Genomic DNA, 17,734 nt, shown 5'->3' with positions numbered 1-17,734 from the left:
TTGCCTGACTGCGGGCCTGCGCTATGACGGCTGGAATGCTCGTGGGGATCGATCTTGGCACCACCAACAGCGCGGTCGCGCTGTGGCGGGACGGTGCACCCGAGCTCGTGCCCAATGCGCTGGGCAGGATGCTCACCCCCTCGGCGGTCAGCCTGTCGCGCGACGGGCAGAGCTGGGTCGGGGAAGCCGCGCTCGACCGGATGGCGACCCATCCGGCCGACACGGTGACCAGCTTCAAGCGGATGATGGGCACCGCCTCCACAGTCACGCTGGCGGGCACCACGCTGACGCCGGAGGACCTTTCGGCGATGGTGCTGCGCAGCCTTGCCGACGATGTCGAGGCGGCGACGGGCGAGCGGCCCACCGCGGCGGTCATCACCGTGCCGGCCTATTTCAACGAGCGCCAGCGTCGCGCCACCCGGCGGGCGGGCGAGATCGCGGGGCTCGAGGTCAGGCGCCTGATCAACGAGCCGACCGCTGCGGCGCTCGCCTTCGGCCTCGCGGACCGGGGCGACCGCGAACCCTTCCTCGTCTTCGATCTCGGCGGGGGCACCTTCGACGTCTCGATCGTCGAGATGTTCGAAGGGATCGTCGAGGTGCGCGCCTCGGCGGGGGACAACCGCCTCGGGGGTGACGATTTCGACGCGGTGCTCGTCCGGCTGGCGGAGCCGCTGCTGGACGCGGGCGTGCTAGAGGGCCTGCCCGCCGACCGCCGCCACGCCCTGCTGACCCTCGCCGCCGAACGCACCCGCCGCGCGCTCACCACCGCCGAGGAGGCCGAGTTCACCGTGGTGGTCGATGGCGAGGCGCTTTCCACCCGTGTCACCGCCGAAGCCTTCGAGGAGGCCGCCGCCGGGCTTGTGAAGCGCCTGCGCGATCCGGTGATCCGGGCGCTGCGCGACAGCCATATCGACGTGAAGGCCCTGTCCGACATCGTGCTGGTCGGCGGGGCGACGCGGATGCCGGTCGTCAGGAAGGCGCTCACCCGGATGTTCGGACGCTTTCCCAACGCGACCGTCCACCCGGATCACGCGGTGGCGCTCGGCGCGGCGATCCAGGCGGGGCTGCTGTCGGGTGGCGGGGGGCTCGAGGAGATCCGCATCACCGACGTCGCGCCCTTCGCGCTCGGGGTGAACACCTCGACCCGCGACGCGCATGGCCGCTTCCACGACGACATCTTCGCACCGATCATCGAGCGCAACACCCCCGTGCCCGCCAGCCGCATGGAGCGGTTCTTCACCCTCGGCGACAACCAGCGCCAGGTGACTTTCGCGATCTACCAGGGCGAGGCGCGCGACGTGAAGAAGAACGTCAAGCTCGGCGAGCTGACCGTGCCGGTGCCCCCGCGCCCCGCCGGGGAGGTGGGGGTCAACGTGCGCTTCACCTATGACACCAGCGGGCTGCTGGAGGTTGACGTGGCGGTGCCGGAGACTGGCCTCACCCGCAATCTCGTGATCGTCGACGAGGAGGACCGGCGCAGCAAGGGCGACATCGCCGAGAGCCGCAAGCGGCTAGAAAAGCTCAAGGTCCACCCCCGCGAGGAGGCCGGGAACGTCGCCTTGCTGGCACGGGCCGAGCGGGCCTTCGAGGGCTTCACCGGCCATGTGCGCGACGTGATCGGGCAGGCCCTGACCGAATTCCAGGGCGCGCTCGACAGCCAGGAGCCGCGCCGGATCGCCGATGCGCGCGAGGGCCTCGCCCGGCTGCTCGACGAGATCGACGCCCGCTCTCCGCTATGAAGGCCGCCGCCTTCCCGTGGAACCGGCTCGGGATCGCCCCGACCGCCGACACGGGCGCGATCCGCAAGGCCTATGCCGATGCCCTGCGCGCGATCGATCCCGATGCGGACATCGCCGGCTTTGCCGAGCTTCGCCGCGCCCGCGACGAGGCGCTGTGGCTGGCGGCGCATGGCGACGGGGAGGGGGCGGAGGAGGAGGAGGACAGCTATGGCCTCGGCGATTGGGATGACGATGCGGTAGAGGCATGGGACGACAGCCCGGCCGCGCTGCACCCCGATCCGCTCGCACCGGTCGATCCCGGCGTCATGCCCGCACGCAGCGAGGCGCAGCAGCGCGCCGAGGCGGCGTGGAACGCGCTCGTCGGCGTGCTCTACCCCGATGGCGCGGCGAGCGAGGAGGCCGTCACCCATGCCGAGCTGGCCGAGGGCCTTGCCGCGCTCGATACCCTGATCGCGCGCGCTGAGGAGGCAGACCTTGCCGAGCACGACGCGCTCGACAGCGGGCTGGCCGAGCTGTTCGCCAGCACCTGGCCGCGCTCGGCGCCCTTCGTCGAACCGGCCAATGCTGCGTTCCACTGGCTGGACGAATCCGGCCATCTCGAGGAACGCTGGGCACTGCGCTTCCTCAACCAGCGCCTCAAGGGGATGCGCTTCCACGAAAAGGTGCGGCAGGCCGACCATCCGCTCCACCGGGCATGGGTGGAGCTGTCGCGCCCGGGCCGGGCCAGCTGGCGCGACCGGCTGCGGGTGAAGCGGCTCGACGTGCACAAGCTGCTGACCAGCATCCGCGAACGCTATCCCGAACTCGAGGCGCATCTCGATCCCGAGCGGGTCGCCTCGTGGGACGGCGGCAGCGCCAGTCTCGGCGAGGGCCGGACCAGCGCGGGGCGCGGCTTTGTCGGCGCGCTGGCGGCGGTGCTGCTGGTCTTCGCGCTGGCGCGGGTGGCGGTAAGCCTGATGGCGATCATTGTCCCCGGCGGGGACGCGCTGGCAGAGGCCGATCCCGCGCAGATCGATGCCGGGGTCGTGGCAATCTTCGGGCCGGGTAAGGGGATGGCGGCGGTGCGCGCCGCCGATCCGGCCTTCGCCGAGGAGCTAGGACTCGTGCTCGGCCAATCCCCGAGTGAGGCGCTGAATATGGTGCGCCTGAAGGCGCTCGGATCGGCCGAGGTCGCCGATGCCGATGCCTTGGCGGTGCGGATCGACCTCAAGGCCATCTGGTTTGCCGCCGCGCAGCGCCAGTCGGACGAGGCCTGCCGCAAGGTCGCAAGGGGCGATCTTCTGGGTCTGCGGCTCGAACTCCTCTACTCCGAGCGCGCCCGCGAACAGGCGCTGCTGCGCCAGCTGCTCGAGGCCCGCGTGCTCGGCGTGACGCCCAGGGGCGGCGAGACACGCTATGCCGTGCCCGGCTGGCTCGCCGCCGAGACGCTGCGGCTGAGCGGCCTCTCGCAGGAGGCGCTCGTCGCGGCGCTGGCCGATCCCGACAGCCCCGACAGGTGCAAGGCGGAAAGCGCGCTGGTGGAGGCGGTGCGCGCTGCGCCCGGGCGGGTGCCGGTGGAGGTTCTCAAGGGCCTGTGAACCGCTCCCGTGCCGCCGGGCTGGCGGCGGCACGCGGCTTGCGGCACAAGGGGCGCACATTTCTTCACAAGGGGAGCAAGGATATGATTCGTCGCCTTTTCATCGGCATGGCAGGGGCCGCCGCGCTCGCGCTGGCCCCGCAGCCGCTCGCCGCCCAGGCCGACCCTTCGGCGCAGGAGATGGATCAGGCGATGGCCGCGCTCGGCGCGATGTTCCCGGCCGAGCCGCTCACCCCCGAACAGGAGGCCCGCCTGCCGCAGACGCAGCGCATCATCAACCGCGTGATCCCCGAAGGCACGCTCGGCGAGATGATGGGCGGGATGTTCGGCAAGCTGCTCGGCCCGATCCTCGGCGCGGCCGGCGCGCCTGCGATCGACGCCGTGGTGGAGGGCACGGGCCTCGGCGCCGACACGCTCGATCTCACCCCCGAACAGTCCGAGGAACTGGCCCGCCTGTTCGACCCCGCCTATGCCGAGCGCCACGCGCGCGAGGTGGCGCTGATGCCTGCCCTGATGCGCGACATGATGACGGTGATGGAGCCGACCATGCGCAAGGCCATGTCCGAGCTCTACGCGATTCATTTCACCCAGAAGGAACTCGACGACATCGAGGCCTTCTTCCAGACCGACAGCGGCACGGCCTATGCCCGCAAGAGCTTCACCATGTCGAGCGATCCGCGCATCATCAGCGCGACGATGGAGTCGCTGCCGCAGATGATGGGCGCCTTCGCCGGCATGGAGCAGAAGATGGCCGAAGCGGTCGCCGATCTCCCCGCCAAGCGCGGTTTCGACGCGCTCTCCAAGGCCGAGCAGGAGCGGGTCGCCGCGATCACCGGCCGCAGCGTCGTCGAGATCAGGGAAGGCCTCGTCGCGCGCGACGCCGAATAGGGCGGGCAAGGCTTGTGAGGCGGGGGCGGAGCGGCCACATTGCCGCCGTGACCGCTCCCGACCCTGCCGACATTCCCCTGCCGCCTGCCATCGCCGCGTGGTTCGCGGGGCGCGGCTGGCGGGTGCGGCGGCACCAGCGGGAGATGCTGGCCAAGGCGCGCGCGGGCCGCCACGCGCTGCTGGTGGCCGATACCGGCGCGGGCAAGACGCTCGCCGGGTTCCTGCCGACCTTGTGCGACTTCGGGGGCGCCGCGCCGCCGGGGGATGGGCTGCACACGCTCTACGTCTCGCCGCTGAAGGCGCTGGCGCAGGACGTGAAGCGGAACCTTCTGACCCCGATCGAGGAGATCGGCCTGCCGATCCGGGTGGAGACCCGCAGCGGCGACACGCCCTCGGACCGCAAGAAGCGCCAGCGCGAACGCCCCCCGCATATCCTGCTGACCACGCCCGAGAGCCTCTCGCTGCTGCTCTCCTATCCCGAAAGCGCCGATCTGTTTGGCGGGCTGAAGCGGGTGGTGATCGACGAGGTCCACGCCTTCGCCACCGACAAGCGCGGTGACCTGCTGGCGCTCAGCCTTGCGCGGCTCCACGCCATCGCCCCGCAGGCGCAGCGGGTGGCGCTCTCTGCGACCCTCGCCAACCCCCGCGACTTCCAGGAATGGCTCGCGCCGCAGACCGGCGAGGCAGGCGAGATCGCCGCCGCCGACCTCGTCATCGGCGAGGCAGGCGCGGAGCCCGAGGTCGAGATCCTCCTGCCGCAGGAGGAGCGGGTGCCGTGGGGCGGGCACGCGGGGCGCTGGGCGGTGCCGCAGCTGATCGAGGCGATCAAGGCCAACCGCACCACTCTGGTCTTCACCAACACCCGCTTTCTCGCCGAGTTCATCTTCCAGTGCCTGTGGGAGGCGAATGACGACAATCTCCCCATCGGCATCCACCACGGCTCGCTCTCCACCGAGGCAAGGCGCAAGGTCGAGGAGGCGATGGCGCGCGGCGATCTGAGGGCGCTGGTGTGCACCGCGAGCCTCGATCTCGGGATCGACTGGGGGGACATCGACCTCGTCGTGCAGATGGGCGCGCCCAAGGGCTCGTCGCGGCTGCTCCAGCGGATCGGGCGGGCCGGGCACCGCCTCGACGTGCCGAGCCGCGCGGTGCTGGTGCCGGGCAACCGCTTCGAGTTCCTCGAGGCGATGGCCGCGAAGGAGGCGGTCGACGAGGGCCAGCGCGACGGCGAGGCCTTCCGCCCGGGGAGCCTCGACGTGCTCGCCCAGCACGTGATGGCCTGCGCCTGTGCGGGGCCGTTCCACGAGGACGCGCTGCTGGCCGAGGTGAGGAGCGCGCTGGCCTATAGCTGGGTCGACGAGGTGACGTTCCAGCGGGTGCTCGGGTTCGTCTCCAACGGCGGCTATGCGCTGAGGGCCTATGACCGCTTCCAGCGGATCGTGCGGGGCAAGGACGGGGTCTGGCGGCTCGCGCACCCGAACCAGGCGCAGCGGCACCGGATGAACGCCGGGATCATCGTCGATTCCGAGATGCTGACCGTGCGCTTCCGCAACGGCCGCAGCCTCGGCAAGGTGGAGGAGCGGTTCGCCGCCCAGCTCTCGCCCGGAGACACCTTCTTCTTCGCCGGCATGAGCCTGGAAGTCGAGGGCGTGAAGGACATGGACGTTACCGTGCGGGCGGCCAAGAAAAGCGCGACAATTCCGTCGTATGGCGGGTTGCGCCTGCCCCTCACCACGCATCTTTCCACGCGGGTGCAGGCGCTGCTGTCGGACCGCGCCGGATGGGGGCGCTTCCCCGACGATGTGCGCGAGTGGCTGGAAATGCAGGATTACCGCTCGCGGCTTCCGGCGCCCGGCGAACTGCTGGTCGAGAGCTTCCCCCACGGCGGCAAGCACTACACCGCCTATTACACCTTCGAGGGCTGGAACGCGAACCAGAGCCTCGGGATGCTGATCACCCGGCGGATGGAGGACCGGGGTCTGCTGCCCGGCGGGTTCGTGGCGAACGACTATTGCCTCGCGGTGTGGGGGCTGAAGCCCGTCACCGACCCAGCGCCCCTGCTGTCGCCGGACATCCTCACCGGCGAGTTCATCCAGTGGGTCACCGAAAGCCACCTGCTGCGCCGCGCCTTCCGCGAGGTGGCGGTGATCTCGGGCCTCGTCGAGCGTCAGCATCCGGGGCAGAGGAAGACCGGCAAGCAGGTCACCTTCTCGACCGACCTGATCTACGACGTGCTCAGGAAATACGAGCCGGATCATGTGCTTATCGAGGCCGCCTGGGCCGATGCCCGCTCGCGCATGACCGATGTGGGGCGGCTCGCCGATCTGCTCGAGCGCTCCGAGCGCGAGCTGGTCCATGTCACCCTCGACCGCGTCTCGCCACTGGCGGTTCCGGTGATGACGATGATCGGCCGCGAGGCGTTGCCGCAGGGGGCGGTGGACGACGAACTGCTGCTCGAGGCCGAGGGTCTGATCGCCGCCGCGATGCGGCCGGACGAGCCGGTCGAGGGGGATTGAGGTCCACACCGGCACCCCCTGAGGCGCCCTTCAGGCAAAGAAAAAGGGCGCCGCGAAACCTCGCAGCGCCCTCTTACGACCTGTCGTCGGGTGCGCGACGGCACCGCTACGACAGGGCGATCACTTGTCGAACACGCGGTACTTGTCGTTGCCCACGAAGCCGAACTTGGTCACGCCCGAGGCCTTGATGTCCTGCAGCACGCGGGCCGACAGCGCATAGCTGGCGAGCGCCTCGGGCTCGAACTGGAGCTCCGGTTCGACCGCCATTTCGGTGGTCTGGCGGAGGGTGTCCACCAGCTGGCCTTCGCTGATCGGCGTGCCGTTCCAGAGGATCTGGTCGTCCGGGGTGAGGACCACCTTGTTCTTGACCGGATCGATCGGCGGCGGCGTGTCGTTAGGTTGCGGCTGCGGCAGGTCGATGTCGACCGAGTGGGTCGCCACCGGGATGGTGATGATGAACATGATCAGCAGAACGAGCAGAACGTCGATCAGCGGCGTCATGTTCATGTCCATCATCGGCTCGCCGTCGAGCTTGCCTCCAGACATACCCATGTCAGTTACTCCTTAGGTTCGCTTGGACGATCAGCCGTTCGGATCGACGGGGTTCGAGATGAACCCGACGATCGGATAGCCCGCCATCTGGATGTTGTAGATCGCGCCCGCCACGCACTTCCACGGGGCGTTGACGTCGCCGCGGATGTGGACCTGGGGCACCTGCTCGGGATCCTTCATCAGTTCCTCGGCACCGCCGGCACGCTTCACGATCGCGTCGAGCCGGTCGAAGGCGCGCTTCTGCAGCTCCTCCGAGCTCACCGGGGTGAGGTTGTTGAAATAGATCCGGCATTCCCCGTTTCGCGAGGCGCCCGCGAAGCCCGGCTCGCCGGCCGAGCGCCCGGCATCGTCGGTGGTGCTGACGGTGAGCTGCAGGTTCTCCACCTTGTCCTTCGATTCCTCGGATTCGAAGACGGGGATCTCCAGCTTCTCGATCGTCTGGATCGCCACCGGAACCGCGATGAGGAAGATGATCAGGAGAACCAGCATCACGTCCACCAGCGGCGTGGTGTTGATGTCGGACAATGGGGTATCGGCCCCGCCTCCCGTAGAAATCGCCATTGTGAATTCCTAGCCTGTCAAAACTATGACTTGGTGTGCCGGCCCGGCCGTGTTCCCGCGAGGGGTCTGGCCGGGCAGCGGCGGGAACGGGCAGGGCCCGCTCCCGCCATCATGCGGCAATGACGATCAGGCCTTGGTGGCCGGAGCGGCCGCCGGCTTCGCGGCGGGCTTGGCCGCCGGAGCCGCCTGAACCGCCGGCTTCACCGCGCCGTTCGAGTTCATGTAGGCGAGCAGGTCGTTCGAGAAGGTGCTGAGCATCGCCGCGATCTTGCGGTTGCGGCCCTGCAGCCAGTTGAACGCGAGCACTGCGGGCACCGCGACGAGCAGACCGATCGCGGTCATGATCAGCGCTTCACCGACGGGGCCGGCGACCTTGTCGATCGAGGCGTTGCCGGCGATGCCGATGTTGATCAGCGCGCGGTAGATCCCGATCACGGTGCCGAGCAGACCGACGAACGGCGCGGTCGCACCGACGGTCGCGAGGAACGCGAGACCGCCGTTGAGCACGGCGTTGATCGAATCTTCCGAACGCTGGAGCGAACCGTGCATGTAGTCATGCGATTCGAGGGCGTCGGTCATCTTGCCGTGGTCTTCCTGGGCCTTGACGGCGTCGTCTGCGAGCTGGCGCCAGGCGCTGTCCTTCTCCAGCTTGGTCGCGCCTTCCTTGAGGCTCGACGCGCGCCAGAACTGGGTCCGCACCACGTTGTACTGCTTCATGATCTTGTTCTGCTCGAAGAGCTTGGTGAACATGATGTAGAACGAGCCGACCGACATGATGATCATCACGGCGAGGATCGACCAGGCGACCGGGCCGCCTTCGCGCATGGCTTCGACGAAGCCGAACTTGTTTTCGGGCGCTGCTTCCCCAGCGGCGGCGGCGAGAAGGTAAAGGTTCATTGCGAAAGTCCTCTTGAAAGAATTTGTCTAAGGGTTCCGCCAGCCGGGACCCTGCCCGGCTGCCGGCCCGATTGATCAGTTCAGCTTGTAGGTAATGCGGGTGGACCAGCTGGCGCTGATCGGGCTGCCGTCATCGTCGAGCGCGGGGTCGAAACGGCCGTAGCGTTCGAGGTCCTTGCACGCGGCGCTGTCGAGGATGTCCGAACCGCTCGACGAGGTGACCGAACAGCCGGTCGCCCTGCCGTCGGGAGTGACGGTCACGCGGACACCGACGGTCCCTTCGATCTCTTCCTGCGCGGCACGACGCGGGTAGTTTTCCTGGATGCGCGCGGCCCAGCTGCGCTGGTTCTTGGGCTGCACCCCGCGCGCCTTGGATACCCGGGGCGGTTCCGGCGGGCCCGGAGGCGCACTCGGAGCCGTGCTCGGCTGGCGGAACACCGGCGCCGGCGGCGGCGGATCCTGACGGGTTTCCATCTGCGGCGGATTGGGCGCGATGTTGAACGGCGGCGGCGGCGCGACCGGCGGCGGCGGCGACGTCGGCTCCGGCATTTCTTCCGGCGGCGGCGGCTCCTCCTCGGGCGGCGGCGGCTCTTCCGTGACGTCGACTGTCGTCACGCGTTCGACCATCTCCTTAACGGCGTCGACGGCAAGGAACAAGACCATGCCCGTGCCCACGAGGCCGACGATCGACAGAGCGATGATCAGCGACACGAGCTTGGGCCCGGTCAATCCTTGTTGTTGGCTAGCGTAGGACATCCAGCGCTTTCTCTCCAATTACTCGCCGACCGTGAGATCGGCACACTCCCCGCCCCCCGGCCGTGACGGTCGGAGAGCGGATCCCGGTCATTTCGGTCCTCCCACGCCGGGAACGAAAGCGCGGGCGTGCGCAATCTGCCGCATCGCCCGAATTCTCCCCGGCTGGCACGCGTTGGGCTTAGGGAGCCCAGCACGCAACCTGAACTGTTCCCGCGGCAATGTCCCCAGTCCCGCGCAATCAGCCTGTCGGGCTTTAACGGGCATCCCCTAGCCGATCAAACGCTTTTGCGGTTCAGTGCGGATTCACGGTGCACCTTGTGCAATAATGGAGCCGGAAAGCCCGTGGCGGCGGTCTGCGTGAGCGCGCCGCGGTGCGGAAAGGTAAAGGGTAGATTAATGTCGTTTTTCAACACTCTGAATGTTCGCACAGTGCTTCTGGCCGGGTGCCTGATGATACCGGTGACAGGGCTTGCGCAGACCCCGCCCGCGCCTGCCGCCGCGTCCCCCGAGGGGCCCACTTATGCCGATCTGGCGACACTTTCGGAGGCTTCGACGCTGGTCGTGCGGGCCCAGATTCGCCGCCAGACCGCCCTCAAACCCGAGCGCGCGCCCGGCCTCGCGCCGGGATTCGCGCGCCTCTACATCGAGGCCGACACCCTCGCCCTGATCGCCGGACGCAGCGGGGTGGGGAGCACGCTGGCATATCTCGTCGACGTGCCGCTCGATGCCAAGGGCAAGGTGCCCAAGCTCAAGAAGCGGGAATTCCTGCTGTTTGCCAAGCCCGTGGCCGGCCGTCCGGGCGAGGTCCAGCTGGCCGGCCCGAGCGCCCACCTTGCCTACACCCCCGCGCTCGAGGCGCGCCTGCGCCCGATCCTGACCGAGTTCTACGCCGCCGAGGGCCCGCCGCCGCGGATCACCGGGATCAGCGATGCGCTGGCGGTGCCGGGGACGTTGACGGGCGAATCGGAGACGCAGATCTTCCTCGCAACCGACAACCGCTCGCCCGTCTCGATCACCGTGCTGCGCCGTCCGGGCCAGCGGGTGCAGTGGGGCGTCTCGTGGGGCGAGATCATCGATTCGGCCGCGCGCCCGCCCGCGCCGGAGACCCTGCGCTGGTATCGCCTCGCCTGTTCGCTGCCCGCGCAGCTGCCGAGCAACGCCAACCTCGCCCGCGATCCGGCCGAGCGGCGGCTGGCGGCGGGGGACTATGCCTTCGTGCGCGAGGCGCTGGGGTCGTGCGAGCGGCGCATCACGCAGGGGTGATCCGCGGGCTGGCGAGGCGCATCGGCGCTTGACCGCGCGCGCTGCACGGTTAAGCGCGCCCTCGCGTCACCAAGGGAGGGCCGCTTGACCACCACCGCACCGCCTCGCACCGCGCCGCTGCGCATCGGCATTGCCGGGATCGGCACCGTCGGCGGCGGGGTGATCCGCCTGCTCGATACCAACGCGCACCTCATCGCCGCGCGCGCCGGTCGCCCGATCGAGGTGGTCGCCGTCTCCGCGCGCGACCGCGGCAAGGATCGCGGTGTCGACATCGCCCGCTTCGCCTGGGAAGACGACATGACCGCGCTCGCCCGGCGCGAGGATGTCGACGTCGTGGTGGAACTGGTCGGCGGTTCGGACGGCCCGGCGCTCGCCTGCTCGCGCGCGGCGCTGGGGGCGGGCAAGGGCCTCGTCACCGCCAACAAGGCGATGATCGCGCATCACGGGCTGGAGCTGGCGCAGCTGGCCGAGGCGAACTACGTCGCGCTGAAGTTCGAGGCAGCGGTTGCGGGCGGCATCCCCGTCATCAAGGGCCTGCGCGAGGGTACCAGCGCCAATGCGCTGACCAAGGTCTACGGGATCCTCAACGGCACCTGCAACTACATCCTCTCCGAGATGGAGGCGACCGGCGCCGATTTCGCCGCCGTGCTGGCCGAGGCGCAGCGCCTCGGTTTTGCCGAGGCCGATCCGGCCTTCGACATCGAGGGCGTGGACGCGGCGCACAAGCTCGCGATCCTCGCCAGCATCGGCTTCGGCACGCGGGTCGATTTCGCGGGCGTGCGCGTCTCCGGCATCACCCGGGTGCGGGCTGCCGACATCGCCCAGGCCGACGCGCTCGGCTTCGTCATCCGCCTGATCGGCGAGGCGGACGTGGAGGAGACGCCCACTGGCCCGCGTTTGCTCCAGCGCGTGCGCCCCTGCCTCGTCGCCAAGGGCCACCCGCTGAGCGCGGTCGACGGCCCGACCAATGCCGTGGTCGCCGAGGGCAATTTCTCGGGCCGCCTGCTGTTCCAGGGCGCGGGCGCGGGCGACGGGCCGACCGCGAGCGCGGTCGCCGCCGACCTCATCGACATCGCCCGCGACGAGGTGGGTGCGCCCTTCTCGATCCCCGTCGCCCAGCTCGCCGCCCTGCCGCCCGCCGAACCCGGCGACCGCACCGAGCGCACCTATATCCGCTTCATGGTCAAGGACCGCCCCGGCGTGCTCGCCGAACTCACGGCAGCCCTGCGCGATGGCGATGTGTCGATCGAGAGCCTGATCCAGCAGGGCCGCTCGCAGAGCGGGGGCGAGGTGATGGTGGCGATGGTCACGCACGAGGGGCCGGAACGCTGCGTCGCCAAGGCGCTGGCGCTGCTCGAAGGCTCGGAGAGCCTGTCGGGCGAGCCGCTGGTGCTGCCGATCCTGCCGCTCTAGCCGCTCAGTCCCCGCGCGGCGCCTCGGGCAAGCCGAGGTCTGCCTCGACCCGGCGGCGGGTCTCCTCGTCGAGCGGGGCCATGTCGTCCTCGACCGGGGGGAGGCCCTGCGCCACGCGGTCGGCGTCCGATCCGGCAGGCGGGGTCTCGATGCCCTCGACATCGATCATCAGCGCCGGGGGCTTGGGGCAGGGCGGGATGAAGCAGCCCTTGATGGTGATCATCGCCGCCATGCCGCGCGGCAGGCCACTGCCGTCGACATCGGGCGTGGCCGGCCCCGGGGTGCGCGCGGCATAGGCCTTGAGCCACTCCTCGCGGCTGCCGCTGTAGAGCTGGTCGGTCGGCACGGCGAGTTCGCGGCACACGACGATCTCCCCGGCGACGACCCCTGCCTCGCGCTGGTCCTCGCATTCCTTGAGCACGGCCTCGTTGGCCGCTTCGGGGGCGGGCGGGGGGACGAGGATGTCGATCTGCTGCGGCGGCGCGCCGCTGGTCGGCGCGTCGGGACCGAGGTCGATAGGGATGCGTTCGGGCTCGGGCGTCGCCGGGGACGAGGGACGCTGCGGCGCGCGGGTCCGCTGGTCCGGGAGCGGCAGGCGAAGGGTCTGTTCGGGCGGCACCTGCGGCCCGACCGGCACCTGCGGTTCGGTCGCCACCTGGGCGGCCAGCGCGGCGATGAAGGCCAGCATGGGCACGCCCGCCCGCGCCTTCAGCCCTTCTTCTTCGGGCGGGGCGGCACCGTGGTCTTGATCCCCGCAGCCTCGCGCCGGGCCTTCTCCTCCTCCTCGGTCAGCTCGCGCTCCTCGTTGAGCGGGGGCAGGCCGCGGGCGATGCGATCGGCGTCGGAACCCGCGGGGGCCGGCGGCAGGACCTCGAAGTCGACGATGTAGGCCGGCGGCGGCACGCCCCCGAAACCGATGCCCTTGCCGTTGTCGGGGATGCCGAATGCCTCCGGCGCGCGCGGTGCGCCCTTGAGCATGGTCTCCTGCGCGTAGCGTTTCTGCGTCTCGGCGCGGTTGCCGGTGAGACCGGTGCCGTCATTGCCGACCACCCGGCACACCACGATCTCGCCGTTGATCGCGGCGGCTTCCTCGTCATCCCGGCATTCGCGCAGGTCCGCCTGGCTCGGCTCGTTGCGCGGCACGGTGACCATCAGGTTGACGCGCGGGGGCTGCTGCGGGGCGGGCGCGGCGGCCGGCGCTGTCGCACCGCTGTCATCCTGCGCCGCCACAGGCGCGGCGGAAATCATCGTCCATCCGAGCGTCAGCGCCGACAGGGCGTGACGAAAACAGGGCAGGACCGGCGTGGCATTGCTCGACAAACCCGTCTCCATCCGCTTAAGCGCCGGGGGCAATTTCATAGGTGGCTGCGTGCAGCATGCTCACCAGACCAACAGGGGGCTGAATTTCCCATGAACTCCGCGACCGATACCCAGCTTGATGTGGCCGCACAAGCCGCCAGCGACAATGCCATCCAGCGCGTGCTGGTGCTCGAGATGGTGCGCGTCACCGAAGCGGCGGCGATTGCCGCGGCGCAGCTGGTCGGGCGCGGCGACGAGAAGGCGGCGGATGCTGCCGCCGTCGCGGCGATGCGCAAGGCCTTCGACAACCTCTACATCGACGGCACCGTGGTGATCGGCGAGGGCGAGCGCGACGAGGCGCCGATGCTGTTCATCGGCGAGAAGGTCGGCATGGGCAAGGGCCCGAAGATCGACATCGCGCTCGATCCGCTCGAAGGCACCACCATCACCGCCAAGGCCGGCCCCAACGCGCTCGCCGTGCTGGCGGCGGCGGAGGAAGGCTGCCTGCTCAACGCGCCCGACGTCTACATGGACAAGCTCGCGGTCGGGCCGGGCTATCCCGAAGGCATCATCGACCTCGCCAAGTCGCCGACCGAGAACGTCATGGCGGTCGCCAATGCCAAGGGCGTGAAGCCGTCGGACATCAACGTCTGCGTGCTCGACCGCCCGCGCCATGCCGAGCTGATCGCCGAGCTGCGCAGCATCGGCTGCGGGGTGGTGCTGATCGGCGACGGCGACGTGGCCGGCGTGATCGCGGTCACCGACGAGGAGACCACGGTCGACATGTACATGGGCCAGGGCGGCGCGCCCGAGGGCGTTCTTGCCGCGGCGGCGCTGCGCTGCGTCGGCGGGCAGTTCAACGGCCGCCTCGTGTTCCGCAACGATGACGAAAAGGCCCGCGCCCGCAAGTGGGGGATCGAGGACCTCAACCGCATCTACAAGCTCGAGGACCTCGCCAAGGGCGACTGCATCTTCGCCGCGACCGGCGTGACCGACGGCTCGCTACTCGACGGCGTGAAGCGCCGCCGCAAGCCGACCGGCGAGACGATCCTCACCACCGAAAGCGTGGTGATGCGCGCGTCGAGCGGCACGGTGCGCTGGATCCGGGGCGAGCACCGGATCGGGTAAGCGGCGGGGAAGAGCCGCCGCAGCCCTCGGCACGTCTGTCGGGGTGCGTGTAATGCCAGTTTGCACCCTGCATTGGGGCTCTCCTCATGCAGAAGGTGCACGGGTAGTCCATGGACCGTCCCTCACCGCCTTCCTTGGCCGCCGAGCCGCTGCCAATCAGCTATATCCTGCCGATCGCGGCCGCCTTTCCGCAGACGCGGGCACTGACCGGCTATCTGCGGCGACTCAGCCGGCAGGTGGACGAGGTGATCGTCGTCGACGGCTCTCCCGCTGATGTCTTCGAGGCGCACGATGCGGCCTGGAGCGGGCACGTTCGGCACTTGCGGCCTCTATGTCCCACCCCCAACGGCAAGGTCGGTGGGGTTGTCACCGGGATCTTCGCTGCGCGCCACGAGCATGTGGTGATCGCCGACGACGATGTGCGATACCGCCGCGCGGAGCTCTCGCGTCTTGTGGGATTGCTCGCGCAGGCGGATGTCGTGCGACCGCAGAACTGGTTTCATCCGCTCCCCTGGCATGCCCGGTGGGACACGGCGCGAAGCCTCCTGAACCGTGTCTCGGGCGGCGATTGGCCCGGCACACTGGGGTTGCGCCGGTCACGATTCCTCGCTGCCGGTGGCTATGCCGGCGATGTTCTGTTCGAGAACCTTGAACTGGTCCGCACGATCGAGGCGGTAGGCGGCCGGGAGATCGTGGCCTGCGATCTGTTCGTGGTCCGCCGTCCGTCCACCACGGCGCATTTCCGCAACCAGCGGGTGCGGCAGGCCTACGACGAACTTGCCCGGCCGCACCGGCTTGTCGCCCAGTTGGCAATTTTGCCGCTGGCGGTGGCCCTGACCCGAAAGCGAAGGTTCGGCGCACTTGCGTTGCTTGCCGCCGGATCGGTGGTGGCAGCCGAGGCCGGCCGGCGCAGGGGCGAGGCGCGGGCCGTGTTTCCCCCCACCAGCGCGCTGTGGGCGCCTGCATGGATCGCGGAACGGGCGGTCACGGCGTGGCTGGCACTCGGCACACGGCTGCTGCTGGGCGGCGTGCGTTACCGTTCGGGGCGTCTCGCACGCAGCGCAACGTCCCGGGCAGCTCTGGCGGCCCGCCACGCGCGCTGACGGGTTGCGCTTCGTCCGGCCGAGCGGGCGCGCCCCGCCCCGGGCCGCCTCAGGCGGTGCCTGCCGCCATCCCCGGCTTCAGCACCACCTTGGTCCAGCTGTCCTGTGCTTCCTTGAAGCACTTGTAGCCGTCCGCCGCCTCCTCCAGCGGGAGGCGGTGGCTGATGAGGAAGGTGGTGTCGATCTCGCCTCCCTCGATCTTGGCCAGCAGGTCCGCCATGTAGCGCTGCACATGGGTCTGGCCGGTGCGCAGTTGCAGGCCCTTCTCCATTACCGCGCCCAGCGGGAACTTGTCGGTCATCCCGCCATAGACGCCGGGCACCGACACCCGCCCGCCGAAGCGCACGGCGAGGATCGCCTGCTTCAAGGCGCTGGCCCGGTCGGCGCCGATGCCGACCTTCTGCTTGGCGATGTCGATCACGTTGTCGACCGCGAAGCCGTGGGATTCCATGCCGACCGCATCGATCACCGCATCGACCCCGATCCCGCCGCTCATCTCCATCAGCGCCTCGCGCACGTCGGTGAGGCGGAAGTTGATGGTCTCCGCGCCGAGCTGCTTGGCCAGCTCCAGCCGGTGGGGGTAGTGGTCGATCGCGATCACCCGCGCCGCGCCCATCGCGATCGCCGACTGGATCGCGAACAGGCCCACCGGCCCGCAGCCCCATACCGCGACCGTATCGTCGGGCTGGATCTCGGCGTTCTCGGCCGCCATCCACCCGGTCGGGAGGATGTCGGAGAGGAACAGCACCTTCTCGTCGTCGAGGTGGTCCGGCACCACGATCGGGCCGACATCGGAGAAGGGCACGCGGACATATTCCGCCTGCCCGCCCGAATAGCCGCCGGTCATGTGCGAATAGCCGAAGATGCCGGCCATCGGGTGGCCGTAGAGCTTCTCGGACATGTCCTGCTTCTCGACCGGGTTGGAGTTCTCGCAGGCGCTGAACTGGGTGATGCGGCAGTGGAAGCAGCCGCCGCAGCTGATGGTGAAGGGCACCACGACGCGCTGGCCCATCTGCAGGGTGCTGTCGGTGCCGGTCTCCACCACCTCGCCCATGAATTCGTGGCCGAGGATGTCGCCCGGGCGCATCGCCGGAATCACGCCGTCATAGAGGTGCAGGTCGCTGCCGCAGATCGCGGTCGCGGTGACGCGGATGATCGCGTCGCGCGGGTTGACGATCTCGGGATCGGGGACGGTCTCGACGCTGACCTTCTGGGTGCCTTGCCATGTCAGAGCGCGCATCAGCGGGCCTCCTTTTCTGTCGGTAGGTCGGCGCAGGTGCGCGCCGAGGTGGCGATCTCGCCGGCTTCCATCAGCATCTTGAGCCGCTTGAGATCGTGCCGCGCCTGCAGTTCGGGGCTGCGGCGCGCCAGGGTGGCGATCATGTCGCCGATCACGCCGCCCTTGGGCTTGTAGGCGACGATCAGGCCGACCCGGGTGCCGCGGTCGCCGGGCGCGTCCTCGAAGGTGACGCGGCCCTCGGTGTCGATCTCGCTGTCTTCGGTGGAGCGCCACGCGATCAGCTCGCCGTCGACCTCGCGGGCGATCCGCGTGTCGACCGCGTAGACCTTTCCGGCCGGCGCACGGATGTGCCAGGTGTTGTGGCCGGGCTCGCCGCCGGGCTCGATGCGGTCGAGGTTCGCCATGAAGCGCGGCAGGTTCTGGAAATCGCGCCAGAAGGCGAACAGCTCGGCCCGCGGGCGGGCGATGGTGACGGTGCGGCCGACCACGTGATAATCGCCGAAGCTGGCGCGGCGGGCGGTGTGGCCGGGGGCGCTGTCGTGCTCGCCGCGCATCTCGCGCCGCTTGCGTGCGGCTGCGGTGCCCACCGCCAGAGGGATGGCGGCAAGGCCGATCCCGGCAAGGGCGAAATAGGGCCATTTGGCTGGGCTTTCGTGGCGCATGGTTCCTCCGGGGGCTGGGCATGGACGCAGGCTGGCGCGATCCATGTACGAGGCCGGAGGATGGCACGCGCAGGGGGCGCTGCCCGTAACCTGCATTATCCGCGAAGCACGCGCTGACCGGCGGGAGGCGCAGCCCGTCCC

General features: G+C 69.7%; 16 protein-coding genes. 8 read left to right on the top strand and 8 right to left on the bottom strand.

Annotated elements, in window-relative coordinates; all coding sequences use genetic code 11:
- Positions 1 to 23 precede the first annotated feature (23 nt).
- From CBR61_RS00570 to CBR61_RS00555, 4 genes are all read left to right on the top strand, one after another.
- Positions 24 to 1,739 (top strand): Hsp70 family protein, encoded by a 1,716-nt coding sequence (locus CBR61_RS00570; protein WP_324616821.1) that lies wholly within the window; start codon positions 24 to 26, stop codon positions 1,737 to 1,739.
- Positions 1,736 to 3,316 (top strand): hypothetical protein, encoded by a 1,581-nt coding sequence (locus tag CBR61_RS00565; RefSeq protein WP_088912610.1) that lies wholly within the window; start codon positions 1,736 to 1,738, stop codon positions 3,314 to 3,316. The genes CBR61_RS00570 and CBR61_RS00565 overlap by 4 nt, the downstream gene beginning before the upstream one ends.
- Before the next feature lie 83 nt (positions 3,317 to 3,399).
- Complete coding sequence (locus CBR61_RS00560) at positions 3,400 to 4,203, top strand: DUF2059 domain-containing protein (protein WP_088912609.1); 804 nt, start codon at positions 3,400 to 3,402, stop codon at positions 4,201 to 4,203.
- Between the two features lie 38 nt (positions 4,204 to 4,241).
- Positions 4,242 to 6,719 (top strand): ligase-associated DNA damage response DEXH box helicase, encoded by a 2,478-nt coding sequence (locus tag CBR61_RS00555; RefSeq protein WP_420705710.1) that lies wholly within the window; start codon positions 4,242 to 4,244, stop codon positions 6,717 to 6,719.
- A gap of 120 nt (positions 6,720 to 6,839) precedes the next feature.
- Here the strand turns inward: CBR61_RS00555 and CBR61_RS00550 are convergent, their stop codons facing one another.
- The 4 genes from CBR61_RS00550 to CBR61_RS00535 form a co-directional block, all read right to left on the bottom strand.
- Positions 6,840 to 7,271: an ExbD/TolR family protein gene (locus CBR61_RS00550; RefSeq protein ID WP_088912608.1), complete on the bottom strand. Its 432-nt coding sequence runs from the start codon at positions 7,269 to 7,271 to the stop codon at positions 6,840 to 6,842.
- 30 nt (positions 7,272 to 7,301) lie between these two features.
- The gene (locus CBR61_RS00545) at positions 7,302 to 7,832 is read right to left on the bottom strand and encodes an ExbD/TolR family protein (RefSeq protein ID WP_172835902.1); all 531 of its coding nucleotides are present in this window, start codon (positions 7,830 to 7,832) and stop codon (positions 7,302 to 7,304) included.
- A 126-nt stretch (positions 7,833 to 7,958) separates the two neighbouring features.
- Positions 7,959 to 8,729: a MotA/TolQ/ExbB proton channel family protein gene (locus tag CBR61_RS00540; protein ID WP_088912606.1), complete on the bottom strand. Its 771-nt coding sequence runs from the start codon at positions 8,727 to 8,729 to the stop codon at positions 7,959 to 7,961.
- 75 nt (positions 8,730 to 8,804) lie between these two features.
- Positions 8,805 to 9,485: an energy transducer TonB gene (locus tag CBR61_RS00535; RefSeq protein ID WP_088912605.1), complete on the bottom strand. Its 681-nt coding sequence runs from the start codon at positions 9,483 to 9,485 to the stop codon at positions 8,805 to 8,807.
- A gap of 450 nt (positions 9,486 to 9,935) precedes the next feature.
- Between CBR61_RS00535 and CBR61_RS00530 the strand changes: the two genes are divergently transcribed.
- Positions 9,936 to 10,748: a hypothetical protein gene (locus CBR61_RS00530; RefSeq protein ID WP_088912604.1), complete on the top strand. Its 813-nt coding sequence runs from the start codon at positions 9,936 to 9,938 to the stop codon at positions 10,746 to 10,748.
- An 84-nt stretch (positions 10,749 to 10,832) separates the two neighbouring features.
- On the top strand, positions 10,833 to 12,161 hold the full coding sequence (locus CBR61_RS00525; RefSeq protein WP_088912603.1) for a homoserine dehydrogenase: 1,329 nt from the start codon (positions 10,833 to 10,835) through the stop codon (positions 12,159 to 12,161).
- 4 nt (positions 12,162 to 12,165) lie between these two features.
- Here CBR61_RS00525 and CBR61_RS00520 read toward each other — a convergent pair whose 3' ends face one another.
- Together CBR61_RS00520 and CBR61_RS00515 are read right to left on the bottom strand one after the other, a co-directional pair.
- Positions 12,166 to 12,849 (bottom strand): hypothetical protein, encoded by a 684-nt coding sequence (locus CBR61_RS00520; protein ID WP_088912602.1) that lies wholly within the window; start codon positions 12,847 to 12,849, stop codon positions 12,166 to 12,168.
- A 20-nt stretch (positions 12,850 to 12,869) separates the two neighbouring features.
- Entirely contained in the window at positions 12,870 to 13,520 is a 651-nt protein-coding gene (locus tag CBR61_RS00515) for a hypothetical protein (RefSeq protein WP_157696453.1), read from the bottom strand.
- Positions 13,521 to 13,571: 51 nt separating this feature from the next.
- Here CBR61_RS00515 and glpX point away from each other — a divergent pair, with 51 nt between their 5' ends.
- Together glpX and CBR61_RS00505 are read left to right on the top strand one after the other, a co-directional pair.
- Positions 13,572 to 14,588 carry a class II fructose-bisphosphatase gene (glpX, locus tag CBR61_RS00510; RefSeq protein WP_088912600.1) on the top strand — a complete coding sequence of 339 codons (1,017 nt, stop codon included), beginning with the start codon at positions 13,572 to 13,574 and terminating at the stop codon, positions 14,586 to 14,588.
- A gap of 110 nt (positions 14,589 to 14,698) precedes the next feature.
- Positions 14,699 to 15,691, top strand: coding sequence for a glycosyltransferase (locus CBR61_RS00505; protein WP_088912599.1), 993 nt, complete (start codon positions 14,699 to 14,701; stop codon positions 15,689 to 15,691).
- Positions 15,692 to 15,740: 49 nt separating this feature from the next.
- Here the strand turns inward: CBR61_RS00505 and CBR61_RS00500 are convergent, their stop codons facing one another.
- Positions 15,741 to 16,931, bottom strand: a complete 1,191-nt coding sequence (locus tag CBR61_RS00500) for a zinc-dependent alcohol dehydrogenase (RefSeq protein WP_088912598.1) — start codon at positions 16,929 to 16,931, stop codon at positions 15,741 to 15,743.
- Positions 16,931 to 17,593, bottom strand: a complete 663-nt coding sequence (locus tag CBR61_RS00495; protein WP_088912597.1) for an SRPBCC family protein — start codon at positions 17,591 to 17,593, stop codon at positions 16,931 to 16,933. The genes CBR61_RS00500 and CBR61_RS00495 overlap by 1 nt, the downstream gene beginning before the upstream one ends.
- Positions 17,594 to 17,734: the final 141 nt, after the last annotated feature.

The sequence above is a fragment of the Porphyrobacter sp. CACIAM 03H1 genome, assembly GCF_002215495.1.
Lineage (GTDB): Bacteria > Pseudomonadota > Alphaproteobacteria > Sphingomonadales > Sphingomonadaceae > Erythrobacter.
Note: the sequence above shows the minus strand (reverse complement) of the source record. Positions and strands in the feature narration are given on the sequence as shown.

Excerpts from the sequence above, each read along its gene's own strand:
- CBR61_RS00570 (WP_324616821.1), top strand. The coding sequence starts at position 24 with ATGACGGCTGGAATGCTCGTGGGGATCGATCTTGGCACCACCAACAGC.
- CBR61_RS00565 (WP_088912610.1), top strand. The coding sequence starts at position 1,736 with ATGAAGGCCGCCGCCTTCCCGTGGAACCGGCTCGGGATCGCCCCGACC.
- CBR61_RS00560 (WP_088912609.1), top strand. The coding sequence starts at position 3,400 with ATGATTCGTCGCCTTTTCATCGGCATGGCAGGGGCCGCCGCGCTCGCG.
- CBR61_RS00550 (WP_088912608.1), bottom strand. The coding sequence starts at position 7,271 with ATGGGTATGTCTGGAGGCAAGCTCGACGGCGAGCCGATGATGGACATG.
- CBR61_RS00545 (WP_172835902.1), bottom strand. The coding sequence starts at position 7,832 with ATGGCGATTTCTACGGGAGGCGGGGCCGATACCCCATTGTCCGACATC.
- CBR61_RS00540 (WP_088912606.1), bottom strand. The coding sequence starts at position 8,729 with ATGAACCTTTACCTTCTCGCCGCCGCCGCTGGGGAAGCAGCGCCCGAA.
- CBR61_RS00535 (WP_088912605.1), bottom strand. The coding sequence starts at position 9,485 with ATGTCCTACGCTAGCCAACAACAAGGATTGACCGGGCCCAAGCTCGTG.
- CBR61_RS00530 (WP_088912604.1), top strand. The coding sequence starts at position 9,936 with ATGATACCGGTGACAGGGCTTGCGCAGACCCCGCCCGCGCCTGCCGCC.
- CBR61_RS00520 (WP_088912602.1), bottom strand. The coding sequence starts at position 12,849 with ATGCTGGCCTTCATCGCCGCGCTGGCCGCCCAGGTGGCGACCGAACCG.
- CBR61_RS00515 (WP_157696453.1), bottom strand. The coding sequence starts at position 13,520 with ATGAAATTGCCCCCGGCGCTTAAGCGGATGGAGACGGGTTTGTCGAGC.
- glpX (WP_088912600.1), top strand. The coding sequence starts at position 13,572 with ATGAACTCCGCGACCGATACCCAGCTTGATGTGGCCGCACAAGCCGCC.
- CBR61_RS00505 (WP_088912599.1), top strand. The coding sequence starts at position 14,699 with ATGGACCGTCCCTCACCGCCTTCCTTGGCCGCCGAGCCGCTGCCAATC.
- CBR61_RS00500 (WP_088912598.1), bottom strand. The coding sequence starts at position 16,931 with ATGCGCGCTCTGACATGGCAAGGCACCCAGAAGGTCAGCGTCGAGACC.
- CBR61_RS00495 (WP_088912597.1), bottom strand. The coding sequence starts at position 17,593 with ATGCGCCACGAAAGCCCAGCCAAATGGCCCTATTTCGCCCTTGCCGGG.